The sequence below is a fragment of the Plantibacter sp. Leaf1 genome (assembly GCF_001421315.1).
Taxonomy (GTDB): domain Bacteria; phylum Actinomycetota; class Actinomycetes; order Actinomycetales; family Microbacteriaceae; genus Plantibacter.
The window spans coordinates 422,395-440,355 of sequence record NZ_LMJX01000003.1 but is presented as its reverse complement, the minus strand read 5'-3'; the positions used below and the strand labels follow the sequence as shown (position 1 = coordinate 440,355).

Sequence of the window (17,961 nt, the reverse complement as noted above, 5' to 3'; positions counted from 1 at the left end):
ACGACGCAGAGCCTGTGCGGATAGCCCGGTGCGACGATCCGGCGGAGCGATGCTCAGCAGGATGGAAACACGGTGGGACCCGAACAGACGCGATCAATTGGTGCGAAAGCGATGATTGTGCGGAAATGCCCCGGAAGCCGGTTACGCCGAAGAGGCGGGGTGGGCCGGGTGCCCTCCTACTGTAGCACCCTTGAAGTCGACCGCGAGCATGAGCGACTGCCACGGGGTGGCGGAGTGCTCGGCGACGAGGGCGGTGGCCTCGAGCCGGCGGCCCGGGTCGTCCGCGAGGACGAGGATCGACGGGCCGGCGCCGGAGACGACCGCGGCGAAGCCGTGCTCGCGCAGCATCGTGATGAGGCTGTTCGTCTCGGGCATGGCCGCGGCACGGTAGCTCTGGTGCAGACGGTCCTCCGTGGCCGCGAGCAGGAGCTCCGGGCTCTGGGTGAGCGCCGCGACGAGCAGCGCCGACCGGGAGACGTTGAACGCGGCGTCGGCGTGCGGCACGTTCGCGGGCTGCAGGCTGCGGGCGAGTTCGGTCGACATGGTGTGCTCCGGCACCAGCACGAGGGGCGAGACGCCACGGTGCACGATCAGCTTCTTGTGCTGGGGCCCGTCGTCCGTCGTCCACGCGATCGTGAGCCCGCCGAACAGCGCCGGCGCGACGTTGTCGGGGTGGCCCTCCATCTCCGTGGCGAGCCGGAGGAGGTCGTCCGGGCCGAGTTCGACCTGTCCCTCGAGCAGCCCCTTCGCCGCCATGATGCCGGAGACGATCGCGGCACCCGAGGATCCGAGCCCGCGGCCGTGCGGGATCACGTTGCGAGCGACGACGTCGAGACCGGGCAGCTCCCGACCGTAGGCGCGGAGCGCGTGCGCGATCGCGGTGATGACGAGGTTCGTCTCGTCGGTCGGGACCTCGCCGGCTCCGACGCCGATCACCTCGACGAACACGCCGGGCTCCTCGCGGACCGTGACGGTCAGTTCGTCGTACAGCGCGAGCGCCAGTCCGAGCGTGTCGAACCCGGGGCCGAGGTTCGCGGTGGTCGCGGGGACCTTGACGGTGACGGTGCGCCCGATCTCCAGCGTGTCGGAAGAGCTCATACGGTGGCCTGCAATCTGAAGAGGGGTCGGGGTTCGACGCGGTCGGGGGTCGTGCTGCTCGGCACCTACTCGGCTCCTTCGACCCGGAGCACGGACACGACCCGCTCGACATGGGCGTTCGAGGCGAGCTGCTCGACGGTGGCCGCGAGAGCCGATTCGAGCGCCCGGTGGGTGCCGATGACCAGGGTAGCGGTCGACAGCGTGCCGTCCGAGGAGGCCACGGACTGCTGGAACGTCTCGACCGAGACGCCGCCGTCGCTGAGGATGCCGGCGACGGACGCGAGGACACCCGGCTCGTCCGCGACCTCGAGGGTCACCTGGTACCGGGTGGTGACGCGACCGATGTCGAGCACGGGCAGGTCCGCGTGGGTCGACTCGCCGACCCCCGGTCCGCCGGCCACGTGACGCCTGGCCGCCGAGACGAGGTCGCCGAGCACCGCGGAGGCGGTCTCCTTGCCGCCGGCGCCGGCGCCGTAGAACATGAGGCTGCCGGCGTTCTCGGCCTCGACGAACACGGCGTTGTTCCCACCGTGCACGGCGGCGAGCGGGTGCTCGCGCCCGATGAGCGCGGGGTAGACGCGGGCCGACAGGCCCTCCTCGCCGGTGGTCTCGTCGACGATCCGCTCGGCGATCGCGAGCAGCTTGATGACGTAGCCCTCGCTCCGTGCGAGGTCGACCTGCGCCTTGGTGATGCCGGTGATCCCCTCGCGGTGGACGGCCTCGACGGGCACGGTGGTGTGGAAGGCGAGACTGGCGAGGATGGTCGCCTTCTGGGCGGCGTCGTACCCCTCGACGTCGAGGGTCGGGTCGGCCTCGAGGTAGCCGAGCTCGCTCGCCACGGCGGCCGCCGCCTCCATGGTGTCGCCGAATCGGTCCATCCGGTCGAGCATGTAGTTGGTGCTGCCGTTCACGATGCCGAGCACGCGGTTGATGCGGTCGCCGGCGAGGCTCTCGCGCAACGGGCGGATGATCGGGATGGCGGCCGCGACCGCCGCCTCGTAGTAGAGCTGCGCGCCGACCTGCTCGGCGGCGTCGAAGAGCTCGGGACCGTGGGTCGCGAGCAGCGCCTTGTTGGCGGTGACGATGTCGGCACCGGCGTTGATCGCCTGCAGGATGTGGCTCCGCGCCGGCTCGATGCCACCGATGAGTTCGATGACGATGTCGGCACTCAGGATGAGCTGTTCGGCATCCGTCGTGTAGAGCTCGCGTGGCAGCTCGACGTCCCGTGGGGCGTCGACGTCGCGCACGGCGATGCCGATGAGCTCGAGGCTCGCTCCGGCGCGGGACGCCAGCTCGTCGGCGTGCTCGAGCAGGAGGCGGGCAACCTGCGAGCCCACCGATCCGGCGCCCAGCAGGGCCACTTTCAATCCGCGGTATTCGATCATTCCGTGTCCAATCCCGCATCGCGGCTGAGGAGGTCGTGCTCGGTCTCGCCACGCACGATGATGCGGGCCTCACCGCCTGCGACGGCGACGACGGCCGGGCGACCGAGGTAGTTGTAGTTGCTCGCCAAGGACCAGCAGTAGGCGCCCGTTGCCGGGACGGCCAGGAGGTCGCCGTCGCGCACGTCGGCGGGCAGGTAGTCGGCGTTCACGACGATGTCACCCGACTCGCAGTGCTTGCCGGCGATCCGGACGAGCGCTGGGCCCGCCTCGCTCACCCGGTCGGCGATGCGGACCGTGTAGTCCGCGCCGTACAGCGAGGGGCGCGCGTTGTCGCTCATGCCGCCGTCGACGCTGACGTAGCGGCGGACGGCCGTCTCGCCCTCGTCGTTCCACGCGACCGTCACGTCCTTGATCGTGCCGACCTCGTACAGCGTGATGCCGGGACCGCCGATGATGGCGCGACCCGGTTCGAACGCGAGCTTCGGGATCGGGACGCCATGGAGCTCGGCGGCGGTCCGCACCCCGGCGAGGATGTCGGCGGCGAGCTGTTCGATCGGCGTGGGGTCGTCCGCACTCGTGTAGGCGATGCCGAAGCCGCCGCCGAGGTTCAGTTCGGGCACGGGGCCGGTCTCGAGCAGGCGTGCGTGCACGGCGAGGAGTCGGGCGGCGGACTCCGCGAAGCCGTCCGACCCGAAGATCTGGGAGCCGATGTGGCAGTGGAGCCCGAGGAAGTCGAGCGAAGCGTGCGAGCGGATCCGTGCCACGGCGTCGGCCGCGTCCTCGAGGGGCAGTCCGAACTTCTGGTCCTCGTGCGCCGTCGCCAGGTACTCGTGCGTGTGCGCGTGGACGCCGCTGTTGACCCGCAGCCGGACGGACTGGACGCGGCCGGCGCGCTCCGCCGCCGCAGCGACCCGCTCGATCTCGACCAGGCTGTCGAGCACGATGGCACCGATCCCGACGCCGACGGCGCGCTCGATCTCGGCGACGGACTTGTTGTTGCCGTGGAATCCCAGCCGGCCGGGGTCGGCCCCGGCGGCGAGGGCGACGGCGAGTTCTCCCCCGCTGCAGATGTCGATGCGGAGGCCCTCCGCCGTCATCCAGCGGGCGACCTCGGAGGACAGGAACGCCTTCCCGGCGTAGTAGACGGCGACGCTCGTCCCGTGCGCGGCCGCCTCACGTTCGAAGGCTTCGCGCAGGCGGCGCGCCCTGCTCCGGGCGTCGTCCTCGTCGACGACGTAGAGCGGCGTCCCGAACCGTCGACGGAGCGTGTTGACGTCGACCCCGCCAACGCGCAGGACGCCGTCGGCGTCGCGGGCGGCCGAGGCCGGCCACACGGCCGGATCGAGGGCGTTCGGGTCGACCGGCTCGGCGAGCCAGTCTGGGGCGAGGGGGTTTCTGGCCACGGGGTTGTCCTGAGTCCTGGTGAGCGGAAGAGGAGGTTCTCGTTGGGCGAGCGGACCCGGTTTGGCCCCTGAAGCACCGATTTGGAGAGCACCGATGAAGGTGGGTGCGCGCGGCTCGGGCGGGTGTCCCGGTCGACCGCACCCATCGCCGCCCGGTTGGAACGACTGAGGTGTAACACGAGCCTTCCGGCCCGACGGCACACGTCACCGCCCGGTCGGAGCAGTGGGTGTGGAGAAAGTCTAGCGAGCCGTCAAGGCTCCTGCAGCATCGTGACGTCCCGCCGGTTCACCGAGGCGGTCGCGAGCCATCGGCGCAGCGCTCACCCGCAGCTGCCGAGGGTCTGCAGGGAGGCCTCGTCGAGGCGGAGCGTCGTCGACGTGAGCGTGGCCGTCGCCGCTTCCGGAGTCACCGAGAGACCGTCGAGGTCGACGCCCTCCGGCAGGTACTGGGCGACGCAGATGCTCGGCGGATCCCCCTGCAGGAATCCGGTCACGAGGGCCCGCAGGTCGATCACACCGAGGAGGCCCGTGTCGACGTTCACCGACGTCGGCATGAGGTTCACCCGCTCGGCCGTCGTGGTCGGCGCCACGGAGAAGTCGTACGGGATGGTGAACCCCAGCACGGTCGCCTCGCCCGCGTACCCGACCTCGTCGTCCCCCAGGGTGAGCGTGCCGGGGAGCCCGGCGGTCTTCGCGAGCGCCGCCGCCCCGTCCGCGTCGATCCGGATCGTCGCCACCACCCGGCCGATGGTCTGCTTCGGATCGAGCGGCACCGCGTCGGCGCTGACCCGGACGTCCAGAGGGATGCCGTCGACGCTCGCGCCCGGCGCCCGCAGGTCCACGTGCTCGAACGTGCCGGTGAGGTACTGGGCGATGACCGAGGCTCCGCCGATCGACGCGGTGACGTCGGCGTCGACGCCCTCGGGGAGGCTCTGCTCGATCTGCGAGGCGACACGATCCTCGGCGATGCCTCGGACGATGGTGTCGGCGATCAGGAACGCGCCGACGAGGACGACTATCACCCCGGCCACGACGATGATCGGAACCCAGGGACGCCTGCGCTTGCGAGACGGTGCACTCATGCTCCGAGCGTAGCGAACCGTGGTCGGGGAGCAGACGTCAGCAGGGCTGGTCGAGCTCCGCCTCGGCCATGTCCAGCACGCGCCCGCTGAACCGTTCCCACTCGGCGGCCGAGGTCGGGTGGAAGGCCGCCAGGGTGTAGCCCTCCAGCTCGGTGAGGTTCGCGTCCTCCAGCGATCCCCGCGCGACCACGTCGGCGGAGGTGAACGCCGCCCGGACCGGATCACCGGGGATGACGAACGCCGGTGCGACCGTCTCACCGCCGTCGCCGGTGACGACGACCGCGAGCGCGTCCGGCAGTTGCAGCGTGCTCGCCCCCACCTCCTGCAGTTCGATCTCGAACGGCGCGCACTGGACCGCCGGCCAGACGATGTTCTGGAGGTAGTCCATCGTGCCGACACTCCCCGCGTGCAGCCCGTCCGGGAACTGCAGACGGATCGAGACGCCGGCGCCCTCCGTGCCGAACGGCGCGAAGGCGCGGAGGTCGACGGCCGAGGACGGCGACGTGCCACTCGGCGTCGGGGTGCCGGACGCGTCCGGGCCCGTGCCGACGCAGCCGGCGCAGGACAGGACGGCCAGGACCGCGGCGGCAGCGAGGATCGGGCGGAACCGGGGCGGATGCATGCTGCCACGGTATCGGAGGGTCCGCCTCCCGCCCGGCACGTTCACCGGCGGAGCTGACGCGCGCAGGAGCCATCCCGAAGGACGGTCCGGCGCGCGCCGAAGCCCTGGCGCGGTGACGCTACATGCGCTCCGGTGCGGAGACGCCGAGGAGGGCGAGGCCGTTGCGGATGACGGTGCCGGTGGCGTCGTTCAGCCACAGCCGCGTGCGGTGGAGGTCGGTGACCGGCTCCTCGCCCATCGGGACGACCCGGCAGCTGTCGTACCACTTGTGGTACAGGCTCGCCGTCTCCTCCAGGTGGCGCGCGACCCGGTGGGGTTCGCGCAGCTGCGCGGCCTGTGCCACGATGCGCGGGAACTCCTGGAGCACACCGAGGAGCGCGGACTCCGTCTCGTGGGCGAGGAGTTCGGGGGCGAACACGCTGCGGTCGACGCCCGCCGAAGCAGCGTTGCGCGCCACCGAGCTCGTGCGGGCGTGCGCGTACTGGACGTAGAACACGGGGTTGTCGTTCGTGCGGCTGCGGAGCTGTTCGGGGTCGAGGGCCAGCGGCGAGTCGGCCGGGTAGCGACCGAGCGAGTACCGCAGGGCGTCCGTCCCGATCCAGGCCTGCAGGTCGTCCAGCTCGATGATGTTGCCGGCGCGCTTCGAGAGTCGGGCGCCGTTCACGCTGACGAGCTGGCCGATGAGCACCTCGATGTCGCGGTCGGGGTCGTCTCCCGCGGCACCCGCGAGGGCCTTCAAGCGGTGCACGTAGCCGTGGTGGTCGGCGCCCAGCAGGTAGACCTTGTGCTGGAAGCCGCGGTCGCCCTTGTTCAGGTAGTACGCCGCGTCCGCCGCGAAGTAGGTGTAGACACCGTTCGAGCGGCGGATCACCCGGTTCTTGTCGTCGCCGAAGTCCGTGGTGCGCACCCACACGGCACCGTCCTCGTCGAAGACATGACCCTGCTCGCGCAGGCGGTCGACGGCCTGGTCGATGAGGCTGGTGCCGTCCTCGCCCGTCGCGTGCAGGGTGCGCTCGCTGAACCAGACGTCGAAGTGGACGTTGAAGCGCTCGAGGGACGCGCGGATCTCACCGAGCTGCAGGGCGTAGGCGCGTTCCCGCGCGACCTCGCGGGCGTCAGGACGCTCGAGGAGGTCGGGGATCTCGGCCAGCACGGTCTTCGCGAGGTCGCCGATGTACGCCCCGGGATAGCCGCCCTCAGGCGTCGGCTCACCCTTGGCCGCTGCGAGGATCGAGTCCGCGAAGGTGTCCATCTGGTTGCCGGCGTCGTTGATGTAGTACTCGCTGACGAGCGTCGCGCCGGACGCGCCGAGCACGCGGGCCAGGGAGTCGCCGAGAGCGGCCCACCGCGTGTGGCCGATGTGGAGCGGGCCCGTGGGGTTCGCGGAGACGAACTCGATGTTGATGGTCTGGCCCGCGAGGCTGTCGTTGCGTCCGAAGGCCTCGCCGGCGTCGACGATGACCTTCGCGAGGGCACCGGCGGCGGCGGCATCGAGCCGGACGTTGATGAACCCCGGGCCGGCGACCTCGACCGAGGCGACCCCGTCGACCTGGACGAGCGCGTCGGCGAACTCCTGCGCGAGCTCGCGCGGATTCGCGCCCACCCGCTTCGCGAGCTTCATCGCGATGTTGCACGCCCAGTCGCCGTGGTCGCGGTTCTTGGGCCGCTCCAGCACCACGTCGTCGACCGAGACCACGACCTCCTGGTCGATCCCCGCCGCCTCGCGTCGTCGTTCGACGATCGGAACGACGATGGCGTGCAGGGCGGAGGCGAGGTCTTCAGGAGTCACGAGGAGCGATTCTACCCGGGCTCCCGGCGGGAGCGGCACGGGGCCCGCCCGGCGGAACGATGCGTCAGGCGAGCACGATCGGCTGTGCGGGATCGTCGGTGGGCAGGACGTCGATCAGCGCGTCGATCCGCATGTCCTCGACGGTGACGTTGCCGTGGTGGTTGCTCAACCAGGCGACGTCCGCCGCGTCGCGACCCGTCGCGATCCGGACGAGCGACTGGCGCGGAGCGAGCCCGGTCGCGTCGACCACGTGCCACGCGCCGTCGACGAACCCTTCGGCGACGGCGTGGAAGTCCATCGGCACGAGGCCCGGGGCGTACACGGCCGCGTACCGCGCCGGGATGTCGAGCGCACGCAGCATGGCGATCGTCAGGTGCGCGAAGTCCCGGCAGACCCCTTGGCCGGCGGCCAGGGTCGAGACCGCACTGTCGGAGACGGTCGTGGAACCCGAGACGTAGGAGAGGTGACGGCCGACCCACGCGGCGACCCACGGCAGGATCTGCAGGCCGCCCGACACCGTGCCGTCCTCGTGCAGACGACGGTGCTCGAGCAGGTATCCGAGCTCGGAGCGCGCGAGCGAGAACAGGGCGTCCGACTCGCAGTAGCGGCTCGGACGGAGGGCCGTCACCGTCTCCAGGGGGTCGACCGCTCGCGGCACCGCCTGCCCGACGACCACCGCCTCGTAGTCGACCTGCAGGCGTCCCGGCTCGGCGATCACCCGGTGGAGCCGGGTGTCGTCGGGGCCGAGGATCTCGGTGACGGCGCACGGGCCGTCCGAGGAGCGCACCTGCAGCCGTTCACTCGCCAGCGGGGTACCGCCGGCGACAGCGATGGAGAAGATGAGGTCGGCTCGATCGTGCACCCGCAGATCGAGCGACGCGGTCAGGGTGCGCTGCATGTGCCCATCATCCCACGCGGTCACGAGCACCGACCCCGCGTCGCTCCGGTTCCGGCGACGGCCTCGACTCTGGTAGCTTGGACACGTTCCGCCTTCGTAGCTCAGCGGAAGAGCGCTTCCCTCCGGAGGAAGAAGTCGCTGGTTCGAATCCAGTCGAGGGCACCATCTCATCAGGCACGACGTCGCCCGCCCACGCGGACGGGTCACTCCGCGATACTGGACGCATGTCGCGACCGAGCCGCCACCCGCAGCCCACGGTCCGACTCCTCCCCTGGGCTCGGGCGGACGGGCTCGACCTCGACGGCACCGTCGGCCGACTCGACGAGGCCTCCAGGGACCGTCTCGAGGCGTCGTCCGAGGCCGAGGCCCGCCGCTTCCTGTTCGGTCGCGCGCTCCTCGTGGACACGGTCGCTGAGACGGTCGGCGCCGACGCCCGTCGCATCACGGTGACCGCCCACTGCCCGGACTGCGGCCTCGCCCACGGACGGCCGCAGATGCGCGTCGACGGCGTGATCGTCCACGCGAGCGTCTCGCACACCGGCGGCGCCTCGGCGGTCGCGGTGTCGGTGTCGCACCCGGTCGGCGTCGACGTCGAACGGCTCGACGCGGCACGGTTCGGCGGCGTCGAGGCCGTCGCCCTCTCCCCCGCGGAACGGGAGCGGTGGCTCCGGTTGCCGGAGCGACGACGACTGCGGTCCCTCGCCGAACACTGGACGGCGAAGGAGGCGGTGACGAAGGCGCTCGGCACCGGACTCACGACCGATCCAGCGACGATCGGCCTCACCGGCCATATCGGCCGCGCCGGAGGGACGGTCGCCGAGATCGCGGGACGCCGCTTCGTCGTCGACCATCCGACCCTCGCACCGGACACCGTGGTGGCGACGGCCCTCCTGCTCCCCTGAGCCGGGCTCAGCGGGTGGGGAACGGCGGCAGCGCCTCGCGGAACAGCCAGGCGTCGAGCAGCGACTCGATCGGCTCCGGCGCATGGCGGTCGGCGGTGCGCACGAAGTCCTCGGTCGACACCGTGGCGAACCGGAACGTCGCCACCCAGTCGCGGAGGAGGTCGAAGAACGCGTCGTCGCCGAGGAGCAGCCGGACGGCGTGCAGGGCGATGGCGCCGCGCTTGTACACGCGGTCGTCGAACATGTCCGCGGCCCCCGGGTCGCCGACGACGATGTCCTGCGGTGCTCGACGGAGCACCGCGTAGTGGGCTCTGGCGCAGGCGTCCGCGGTCTCGGCCCCCGACTGCTCCGACCACAGCCACTCGGCGTAACAGGCGAAGCCCTCGTGGAGCCAGATGTCGCGCCACGCGCCGATCGTCAGGCTGTTGCCGAACCACTGGTGCGCGAGCTCGTGGGCGATCAGTCGCTCGGAGCCGCCGACGCCGTCCACGTGGTTGCGTCCGAACACGCTCATCCCCTGCGCTTCGAGCGGGATCTCCAACTCGTCGTCGGTGACGACCACCCCGTAACTCTCGAACGGGTAGGGGCCGAAGGCGCGCTCGAAGCAGGCGAGCATGTCGACCTGCTCGGCGAAGTCGTGACGGAAGTCGGCGGTGAGGTCGCGCGGGAGGTGGGCGACGACCGGCACGGCGGAGGCCGCCACCCGGGCGTCCACGGCGAGGCGCTGGTAGCGCCCGATCTGCACGGTGGCGAGATAGGCCGCCATCGGCTCGCGCTGCTCGTACACCCAGGTCGTCCGACTCGCCCGCGCCGTCCGTGAGACGAGCTCGCCAGGGGCGACGACCGTGTAGGCCGAGGCTGCGGTGACACTGATGCGGTAGGCCGCCTTGTCGGAGGGGTGGTCGTTGCACGGGAACCAGCTCGAGGCGCCGCAGGGCTGCGAGGCCACGATGACGCCGTCCTCGAGCTCCTCCCAGCCGATCTCGCCCCAGTGGCTGCGGACCGGACGGGGCGTCCCGGCGTACCGGACGAGGACGGTGAACTCGGCTCCGGCGGCGATCGGATTCCGCGGGGTGAGGGTCAGTTTCCCCGAGCCGTGCGTGCGCTTCGCGTCGACACCGTCCACCTGGGCGCGGGTGACGCGCAGGGCAGCGAGGTCCAGGGAGAAGCGGGTGAGCTCCTCCGTCGCGACCACCGTCAGGCGTGCCGTCGCGCTCAGGCCGTTCCGGTCGATCGCGTAGTCGAGGTCGAGCTCGTAGCGGACGACGTGGTAGCCGCGGTTGCCGCTCGTCGGCGTGTAGGGATCGCCTGCGCTGCGCAGGCGGGCGAGCGCCTCCCCCATCAGGACGCGACCTGGGGCTCCCGGTACTCCGCCGTCGTCACCTCGCGCCACGGGCCGATCGGGTTGCCGCTCCACCTGGTTCCGGCGGGGACGCGTTCCCCGCGCATCACGAGGGAGGCGGGGCCGACGGTCGCGTCGTCGTCGATCCGGGCTCCGGGAAGGATGACGCTGTGCGGTCCGAGCGTGGCGCCCGCAGCGAGTTCGACCTGATCCATACTCATGATTCGATCATGGAACAGGTGTGTTTGCACAACGCAGCCCCGGTTGACCGTCGCGCCGTCGCCCAGCTCGACGAGGTCGGCCTCCGGCAGCCAGTAACTCTCGCACCAGACACCGCGACCGATCCGGGCGCCCAGTGACCGCAACCACCAGGTCAGGGCGGGGGTGCCGGTGGCGGGCGCGGCGAACCACGGCGCCGCGACCATCTCGACGAAGGTGTCCGACACCTCGTTGCGCCAGATGAACGAGGACCACAGCGGGTGCTCCCCGGCACGGATCGGTCCGACGATGAGCCACTTGGCGACGGTCGTGATGCCGGCCGCGACCGCACCGGCCGCGAGGAGGACGGCACCGCTGACCGCGACAGCCACGCCGAGACCCCAGGTGTCGGCGAACCAGGCGAGCGTGAGCAGCACGAGCAGGGCGATGCCCGTCGTCACCATGACCGGGACGATGCGACAGACCTCCCAGAGGGACCGGGCGATGCGGAGCCGCAGCGGCGGCGCGTAGGTGCGGTCGAGGTCGGCGTCCGACACCTGCCTGCGGAGTCTCATCGGCGGGCTGCCGAGCCACGACGACCCGGACTTCGCCTTCCGCGGGGCGGCCGACAGCACCGCCACGAGTCCGTTCTTCGGGACGTGCATGCCGGGGCCCGCCATCCCGGAGTTGCCGAGGAACGCTCGCTTCCCGACGGACGCGCCCGCGATCCGCATCCACCCGCCACCGAGTTCGTAGGACGCCACCATCGTGTCGTCGGCGAGGAACGCGCCGTCACCCACGGTCGTCATGCGCGGCAGGAGGAGGACCGTCGACGCCTCGACGTTCTTGCCGACCTTCGCGCCGAGCAGGCGGAGCCACACCGGCGTGAAGAGGCTCGCGTAGATGGGGAAGAGCAGGGTGCGGGCGGCGTCGAGCAGGCGCTCGGTGGCCCACACCTGCCAACCGACACGACTGCGCACCGGGAAGTAGCCCTCCCGCAGCCCGATGCCGAGCAGACGGACCAGGCCGATCGTGCTGATCGCGAGGACGAGGAACCACACGATCGTCGCGACCGGCACCCAGAGGAGCGCGCGCCAGGAGAACTCGACGAGGGACCCGGCACCGGCGGCTCCGGCGGCCACGACCGCGGCGGCGAGCACGAAGGCGAGGAAGGGCAGGACCGAGAGGAGCGCCGAGCCGACACCGTAGGCGAACAACCAACGCCGCCGCCTGGGCGGGCGCTCGGTGGGCCAGACGGGCTTCGCCTTGCCGACGCGGACGGCGGGTGAACCGGACCACAGGTGGCCGGAGGGCACCCGACCGAACACCGACGATCCCGGGGCGATCTCGGCGCGCTTGCCGATCCGTGTGCCGGCGAGCAGCGTGCTGCGAGCGCCGACCGTGCTCTCCGCACCGATGTGGACGTGGCCGAGTCGGAGCGTGTCGCCGTCGACCCAGTACCCGCGGAGGTCCACCTCGGGCTCGATCGAGGCGCGGGCTCCCACGGTCAGGAAGCCGGTGACGGGCGGAACGCTGTGCAGGTCGGCGTCGGGGCCGATCTTCGCGCCCAGGGCCCTCGCGTAGTGCGAGATCCAGGGGGCGCCGGCGAGGCTCACCGCACCGACCGTGTCGGCGACGCGTTCGGCGAGCCAGAGCCGGACGTGGACCGAACCGCCGCGTGGGTAGTCGCCCGGTCGCACACCGGCGAGCAGCAGCCGCGAGGCGACGACCGAGATCGCCATCCGCCCGATGGGGGTGATGACGAGGAGGAATCCGAGCGCGATCCACCACCACGAGACCATGGGTAGGTAGGGCACGTCGGCGACGAGGCCGAGCACGCGGCTGCCGGCGAGCAGGTACACGAGCCACCGGAGGCCCACGAGGATGAGCAGCGGGATCCCGAGCAGGGTCTGCACCCACTGGGTGGTGAGCGGGGTGGGACGGACCGGGTCGGCCACCGCAGCGCGGGTGCGGCGCTCGGGGCGTCGGCCGTCGAGCTCGGCGGCCATGGCGCCGAGTCGCGGGTGGCCGTAGATGTCGGCGACGGTGAACTCCGCGTCCCTCGTGCGGATGAGCGAGACCAGCTGTGCGGCGGCCAGGCTGCCACCGCCGAGGCTGAAGAAGTTGTCGCCCTCCGCCGTGACCCGGACGCCGAGCACGGCCGTCCACTGTTCGGCGAGCCAGGCGGCCGTGCCCGACAGGGTCGAGGCGTCCTCCCCGTCGGTCCCGCCGAGCGGCCACGGCAGCGCCGCCCGGTCGACCTTGCCAGAGGTGCGCGTGGGCAGTTCGGACACGACCGCGAGCAAGGGCACGAGCGGTGCGGGCAGTTGCTCGCGAAGGGCGCCCAGCGCGCCGTCCAGGGAGAAGGCGTCACCGTCAGGGACCGCGAGATAGCCCACGAGGACCGGGTTGCCGGCGGCGGTGCGCTGGACGGCTGCTGCGGCACCCGAGACCCCTGGGAGGGCCTGCAGGGCGGCCTCGATCTCGCCGAGCTCGACGCGACGGCCGCCGATCTTGACCTGGTCGTCCGCGCGTCCCTGGAAGACGAGTCCCGCGGCCTCGAAGCGGACGAGGTCGCCACTGCGGTAGGCCCGGTGCCATCCGAGGCTCGGCATGGGCGCGTACCGTTCGGCGTCCTTGACGGGGTCGAGGTACCTGGCGAGACCGACGCCGCCGATGATGAGCTCGCCGACACCGCCCTCCTCCACCGGCACCCCGTCCGCGTCGACCACGGCGAGGTCCCAGCCGTCGAGCGGGAGACCGATCCGCACGGGCTGTTCTCCGGTGAGGAGCGCCGCGCAGGCGACGACCGTGGCCTCCGTCGGGCCATAGGTGTTCCAGACCTCGCGCCCGTCGACGGCGAGTCGAGCGGCGAGCTCCGGCGGGCAGGCCTCGCCGCCGAAGATGAGCATGCGGATGTTCTCGAGCGACTCCGCCGGCCACATGGCCGCGAGCGTCGGCACCGTGGACACCACGGTGATGCCCTTCGCGGTGAGCCAGGGACCGAGGTCCATCCCGCTGCGGACGAGCGACCGTGGCGCCGGGACGAGGCAGGCACCGTGGCCCCAGGCGAGCCACATCTCCTCGCACGACGCGTCGAAGGCGACAGAGAGCCCGGCGAGCACCCGGTCGCCCGGACCGAGGGGCTCGGCTTGCAGGAAGAGGCGGGCCTCGGCGTCGACGAACGCCGCGGCGGACCGGTGGGAGACGGCGACGCCCTTCGGCGTCCCCGTCGATCCCGAGGTGAAGATGATCCAGGAGTCGTCGTCGAGCCGAGGAGCCTCGAGGATCGGGATCGCCCGGGTCGCCGGGTGCGGCGTCCCCTCGACGGCGAGCCGGATCGGCTCCCCCGAGGTCTCGTCCCCGGTTCCCCCGGCGGCCCCGACCGCGGATCCGAGGCGCCGGAAGACACCGCCGTCCTCGAGGACCCCGACCACGGCCGCCTCACCGAACACGAGCCGGGCGCGCTCCTCCGGGTCGTCTGCGTCGACGGGCACGTACGCGGCTCCCGCGAACAGGATGCCGAGGATGCCGAGGTACAGCTCGCGCGAACCCGATGCGATCCGCACCCCCACCCGGTCGCCACGTCGGACACCGGCGGCGAGCAGGGCCGCCGCGAGGCGTTCGGCGCTCACGATGAGTTCGCGGTAGCTGAGCGCGCCGGCAGCGTCCTCGAGTGCTGAGGCCTCGGGGTGCGCCGCGGCGACGGCACGCAGCACGTCGATCAGGGTGCGTTGGGCGGGCGCACGTCCGCCGCCGAGCAGCGTCGGCTGCCGCTCTGCGAGCAGGGCGGTGGTGGTCTCAGCGTCCATGCGCGATCCTCTGTCGTCCGGCCATCAGCGTCGCCAACGCTAGGGAGCGCAGGTGGACGGCCGGTGAACCCCAGTCAACCGCGAGGTGTCGCGGGCGCGACGGCGACCCACCGCACGCCCGGGGGAAGCTCGGCGCACTCGCGCCTACCATGGCCTGCATGACCATCGAATACTCCGTGCCCCAGGAACGCCAGCTCGTGACCGCCATCCCCGGTCCCCGATCGCTCGCCCTCACGGAACGGCGCCGCAGGGCGGTGTCGCGCGGCGCGGGCAACCTCGCCCCGGTGTGGATGGACCACGGCTCCGGCGGCATCCTCGTGGACGTCGACGGCAACCGCATCATCGACCTCGGCACGGGCATCGGGGTCACGACCATCGGTCATGCCAACCCCGACGTCGCCGCGGCCGCCGCTGAGCAGGCCACGAAACTCACCCACACGCTCTTCACGGTGACGCCGTACGAGAACTACCTGCGGGTGGCGGAGAAGCTCGCCGAGATCACCCCCGGCGACTTCGAGAAGCACTCGATCCTGTTGAACTCCGGCGCCGAAGCGGTGGAGAACGCCGTCAAGATCGCCAAGAAGTACACGGGCCGCCGCGCGATCGTCGCGCTCGACCACGCCTTCCACGGCCGCACGAACCTCACCATGGCGATGACCTACCGCCCGGCCCCCGAACGGCTCGGCTTCGGACCGTTCCCCGGCGAGATCTACAGTGTCCCGCTGTCCTACCCCTTCCGCGACGGGCTCACCGGGCCGGAGGCCGCCGAGGTCACGATCGACTACATCGAGCGGCACATCGGAGCGAGTGAGGTCGCCGCGTTCTTCGCGGAACCGGTCCTCGGCGACGGTGGCATCGTGATCCCCGCCCCCGGCTACTTCTCGCGCATCAGCGAATGGTGCACCGAGAACGGGATCGTGTTCGTCGCCGACGAGATCCAGGCCGGCATCGGTCGGACCGGCGCGTGGTACTCGATCGAGCACCACGGCGTCGTCCCCGACCTCATCACGAGCGCCAAGGGCATCGCCGGCGGCTTCCCGCTCTCGGCGGTCACGGGGCGGGCCGAGATCATGGACTCGGTGCAGCCCGGTGGCATCGGCGGCACCTTCGGCGGCAACCCGGTGTCCACCGCCGCGGCGCTCGCCACCTTCGACGTCATCGAGCGGGAGGACCTGCTGGGCGAGGCCCGCCGCGTGGGAGCCACGCTGCAGTCGCTCATGGGCGACTGGGCCGAGCGGTTCGACATCGTCGGCGAGGTCCGGATCATCGGCGCGATGGCCGGCGTCGAACTCGTCGTCCCCGGCACGAAGCAGCCGCATCCCACGGCGCTGCAGACGGTCATCGACGCGGCGATCGCCCAGGGCGTGCTCGTGCTCGACGCCGGGTCATGGGACTCGGTGCTCCGGCTGCTCCCGAGCGCGGTCATGTCCGACGAGCTGCTGCGCGACGCGGTCTCGGTCCTCGAGGACGCCCTGGCGCAGGTCACGTCCTAGCGGACCGGCCGGGCGGGCGGCTCAGTCGACGGTGACGAAGTCGATGAGCTGCTCGACCCGGCCGAGCAGCTCGGGTTCGAGGTCGTTGAACGTCCGGACCTGACCGAGGATGCGCTTCCAGGCGCGGGCGATGTCGGCCTGCGTGTCGTGGGGCCAGCCGAAGGCCTGGCAGATCCCCTTCTTCCACTCGATCGACCGCGGGATGGTCGGCCACTCCTGCAACCCGACCCTCGCGGGCTTCACGGCCTGCCAGACGTCGACGTACGGGTGGCCGACGATGAGGACGTTCCGGCCGTTCGGCCCGGACATGACCGCATCGGCGATGCGCTGCTCCTTCGAACCGCGGACCAGGTGGTCGACGAGCACCCCGACGCGCCGGTCGGGGCCCGGCCGGAACTCGGCGAGCGCGGCGTCGAGGTGGTCGACGCCGGCGAGGTACTCCACGACGACGCCCTCGACCCGGAGGTCGTCGCCCCAGACCCGCTCGACGAGTTCCGCGTCGTGCCGCCCCTCGACGAAGATCCGGCTCGCTCGAGCCACCCGGGCGGTCGTCTCCACGGCGAAGGACCCGGACGCCGTCCGTGCACGACCGGTGGGAGCACGTTTGGGCACGACGAGGACGACCGGCTCCCCCTCGAGGAGGAAGCCGGCCCCCATCGGGAACACGCGACGCTTGCCCCGGTAGTCCTCGAGCTCGACCGTCTTCGCCTCGACGCGCGTGATCGCACCGCAGAAGCCGCCGAGCTCCTCGATGACGAGGTCGGTCACGGCCTCGACCTCTCGGGCGACCACCCGGTTCTTCTTCCGCCAGTCACCCGCGAGGACGTCCTGGCCATACCTGTCTTCGAACACCCGTCAACGCTACGACAGCGCGGTGGACAAGCCAGGAGCGCTCCGGCGTGGCGTCGCGCGGCCGTCACCGGAGGCGGGCGGTCCCGACGTCGTCCTCGCCCGTGGACGAGACCCGGTTCAGGCGGCTGCGCGCTCCGCTTCGCGGGCGAGGCCACCGAGCAGCAGCTCGAGCTGGTCGTCGACGGTGCCGGGGTCCTCCGGGTGCCACTGCACGCCCGTGATGGGGAGGGTGTGGTGCTCGATCGCCTCGACGGTGCCGTCGGAGGACCAGGCGACCGCTCGGAGTCCCTCGCCGAGTTCGCCGACCGCCTGGTGGTGGGCGCTCTGCACCTGGAGGTGCCGGGCCCGCAGCCGGAACGCGAGGGCGCTCGACGGGTCGAGCTCGACCTCGTGGGGCGTCATGCTCTGATCGACCGGGACGCCGTCGTTGCGGTGGGTGCTGTGCGCACCGAGGTCCTGGACGAGCGTGCCGCCGAGGGCGACGTTGATGATCTGGTGCCCGCGGCAGATGCCGAGGAGCGGCGTGCCACGTTCGGCGGCCCGTCTCGCGACGGCGAGCTGCGCGCGGTCGGCCTCAGGGAAGTGCTGGCCCTCGGCACGGTAGCCGGCGGCACCCCCGTAGTGGATGGGGTCGATGTCGGCCCCGCCCATGAGGACGACGGCCGAGGCGCCGTCGGTCGCGGCGAGCAGGGCCTCGGTGCCGAGGTCCTCCGCGGCCCACCGCGTCACCCGCCACCCGGCCCGTTCGGCCGCCGCAATGGTGCGACCGAGGAGGATCTGCACGTACTCGTGGTACGCCTGGTCGTCCTCGCGGAACCTCGTGACCTCGATGAGCGCCAGCATGGGTGAGACGTGTCCTTGCATGATGCTCCTTCCAGGGGTTCCGCGACGGGGACTCGTCCAGTCTCGCCGCGCCGACCCGGGGACGCGACCGGACGCGTCACGCTCGGTAACAGAGCGTCGACGTGCACGGGGCGTCGACGTGCACGGGCGACGACCGCCGCATAGCACAGCTCGCAGCAGGCTCCCCCGCCCGGAGGCACCGGTAGAGAAGTCCGGGCCCCGGACCTAGACTCGGACCCGAG

13 protein-coding genes and 1 tRNA gene are annotated in these 17,961 nt (G+C 71.7%); 3 read left to right on the top strand and 11 right to left on the bottom strand.

Annotated elements, in window-relative coordinates; all coding sequences use genetic code 11:
* Window positions 1–141 precede the first annotated feature (141 nt).
* From thrB to ASE44_RS15845, 7 genes are all read right to left on the bottom strand, one after another.
* Entirely contained in the window at window positions 142–1,098 is a 957-nt protein-coding gene (gene thrB, locus ASE44_RS15875; protein WP_056781795.1) for a homoserine kinase, read from the bottom strand.
* A gap of 65 nt (window positions 1,099–1,163) precedes the next feature.
* Entirely contained in the window at window positions 1,164–2,483 is a 1,320-nt protein-coding gene (locus ASE44_RS15870; RefSeq protein WP_056781793.1) for a homoserine dehydrogenase, read from the bottom strand.
* A complete protein-coding gene (gene lysA, locus ASE44_RS15865) occupies window positions 2,480–3,886 on the bottom strand; it encodes a diaminopimelate decarboxylase (RefSeq protein WP_056781789.1) in 1,407 nt (468 codons plus the stop codon). Before lysA ends, ASE44_RS15870 begins: the two co-directional genes overlap by 4 nt.
* Before the next feature lie 320 nt (window positions 3,887–4,206).
* Window positions 4,207–4,968, bottom strand: a complete 762-nt coding sequence (locus ASE44_RS15860) for a DUF2993 domain-containing protein (protein ID WP_082456151.1) — start codon at window positions 4,966–4,968, stop codon at window positions 4,207–4,209.
* A gap of 37 nt (window positions 4,969–5,005) precedes the next feature.
* Window positions 5,006–5,590 (bottom strand): hypothetical protein, encoded by a 585-nt coding sequence (locus tag ASE44_RS15855; RefSeq protein ID WP_056781785.1) that lies wholly within the window; start codon window positions 5,588–5,590, stop codon window positions 5,006–5,008.
* A 118-nt stretch (window positions 5,591–5,708) separates the two neighbouring features.
* Window positions 5,709–7,379: an arginine--tRNA ligase gene (locus tag ASE44_RS15850; RefSeq protein ID WP_056012486.1), complete on the bottom strand. Its 1,671-nt coding sequence runs from the start codon at window positions 7,377–7,379 to the stop codon at window positions 5,709–5,711.
* Window positions 7,380–7,443: 64 nt separating this feature from the next.
* Window positions 7,444–8,277: a transglutaminase family protein gene (locus ASE44_RS15845; protein ID WP_056781783.1), complete on the bottom strand. Its 834-nt coding sequence runs from the start codon at window positions 8,275–8,277 to the stop codon at window positions 7,444–7,446.
* A gap of 90 nt (window positions 8,278–8,367) precedes the next feature.
* Here ASE44_RS15845 and ASE44_RS15840 point away from each other — a divergent pair.
* Both ASE44_RS15840 and ASE44_RS15835 read left to right on the top strand, forming a co-directional pair.
* A tRNA-Arg gene (locus ASE44_RS15840) sits at window positions 8,368–8,442 on the top strand.
* Between the two features lie 59 nt (window positions 8,443–8,501).
* Window positions 8,502–9,179: a 4'-phosphopantetheinyl transferase superfamily protein gene (locus ASE44_RS15835; RefSeq protein ID WP_056781781.1), complete on the top strand. Its 678-nt coding sequence runs from the start codon at window positions 8,502–8,504 to the stop codon at window positions 9,177–9,179.
* Between the two features lie 7 nt (window positions 9,180–9,186).
* Here the strand turns inward: ASE44_RS15835 and ASE44_RS15830 are convergent, their stop codons facing one another.
* Complete coding sequence (locus ASE44_RS15830) at window positions 9,187–10,521, bottom strand: M1 family metallopeptidase (RefSeq protein WP_056781780.1); 1,335 nt, start codon at window positions 10,519–10,521, stop codon at window positions 9,187–9,189.
* Window positions 10,521–14,531, bottom strand: a complete 4,011-nt coding sequence (locus tag ASE44_RS15825; protein WP_056781777.1) for a Pls/PosA family non-ribosomal peptide synthetase — start codon at window positions 14,529–14,531, stop codon at window positions 10,521–10,523. The genes ASE44_RS15830 and ASE44_RS15825 overlap by 1 nt, the downstream gene beginning before the upstream one ends.
* Before the next feature lie 149 nt (window positions 14,532–14,680).
* On the opposite strand from ASE44_RS15825, the gene ASE44_RS15820 reads away from it, so the two are divergent.
* Complete coding sequence (locus ASE44_RS15820) at window positions 14,681–16,024, top strand: aminotransferase class III-fold pyridoxal phosphate-dependent enzyme (RefSeq protein WP_056781776.1); 1,344 nt, start codon at window positions 14,681–14,683, stop codon at window positions 16,022–16,024.
* A gap of 21 nt (window positions 16,025–16,045) precedes the next feature.
* On the opposite strand, the gene ASE44_RS15815 is transcribed toward ASE44_RS15820, so the two are convergent.
* Entirely contained in the window at window positions 16,046–16,876 is an 831-nt protein-coding gene (locus ASE44_RS15815) for a DUF3097 domain-containing protein (protein ID WP_056781774.1), read from the bottom strand.
* A gap of 117 nt (window positions 16,877–16,993) precedes the next feature.
* Window positions 16,994–17,740 carry a gamma-glutamyl-gamma-aminobutyrate hydrolase family protein gene (locus ASE44_RS15810; RefSeq protein WP_056781772.1) on the bottom strand — a complete coding sequence of 249 codons (747 nt, stop codon included), beginning with the start codon at window positions 17,738–17,740 and terminating at the stop codon, window positions 16,994–16,996.
* Between the last annotated feature and the right edge of the window lie 221 nt (window positions 17,741–17,961).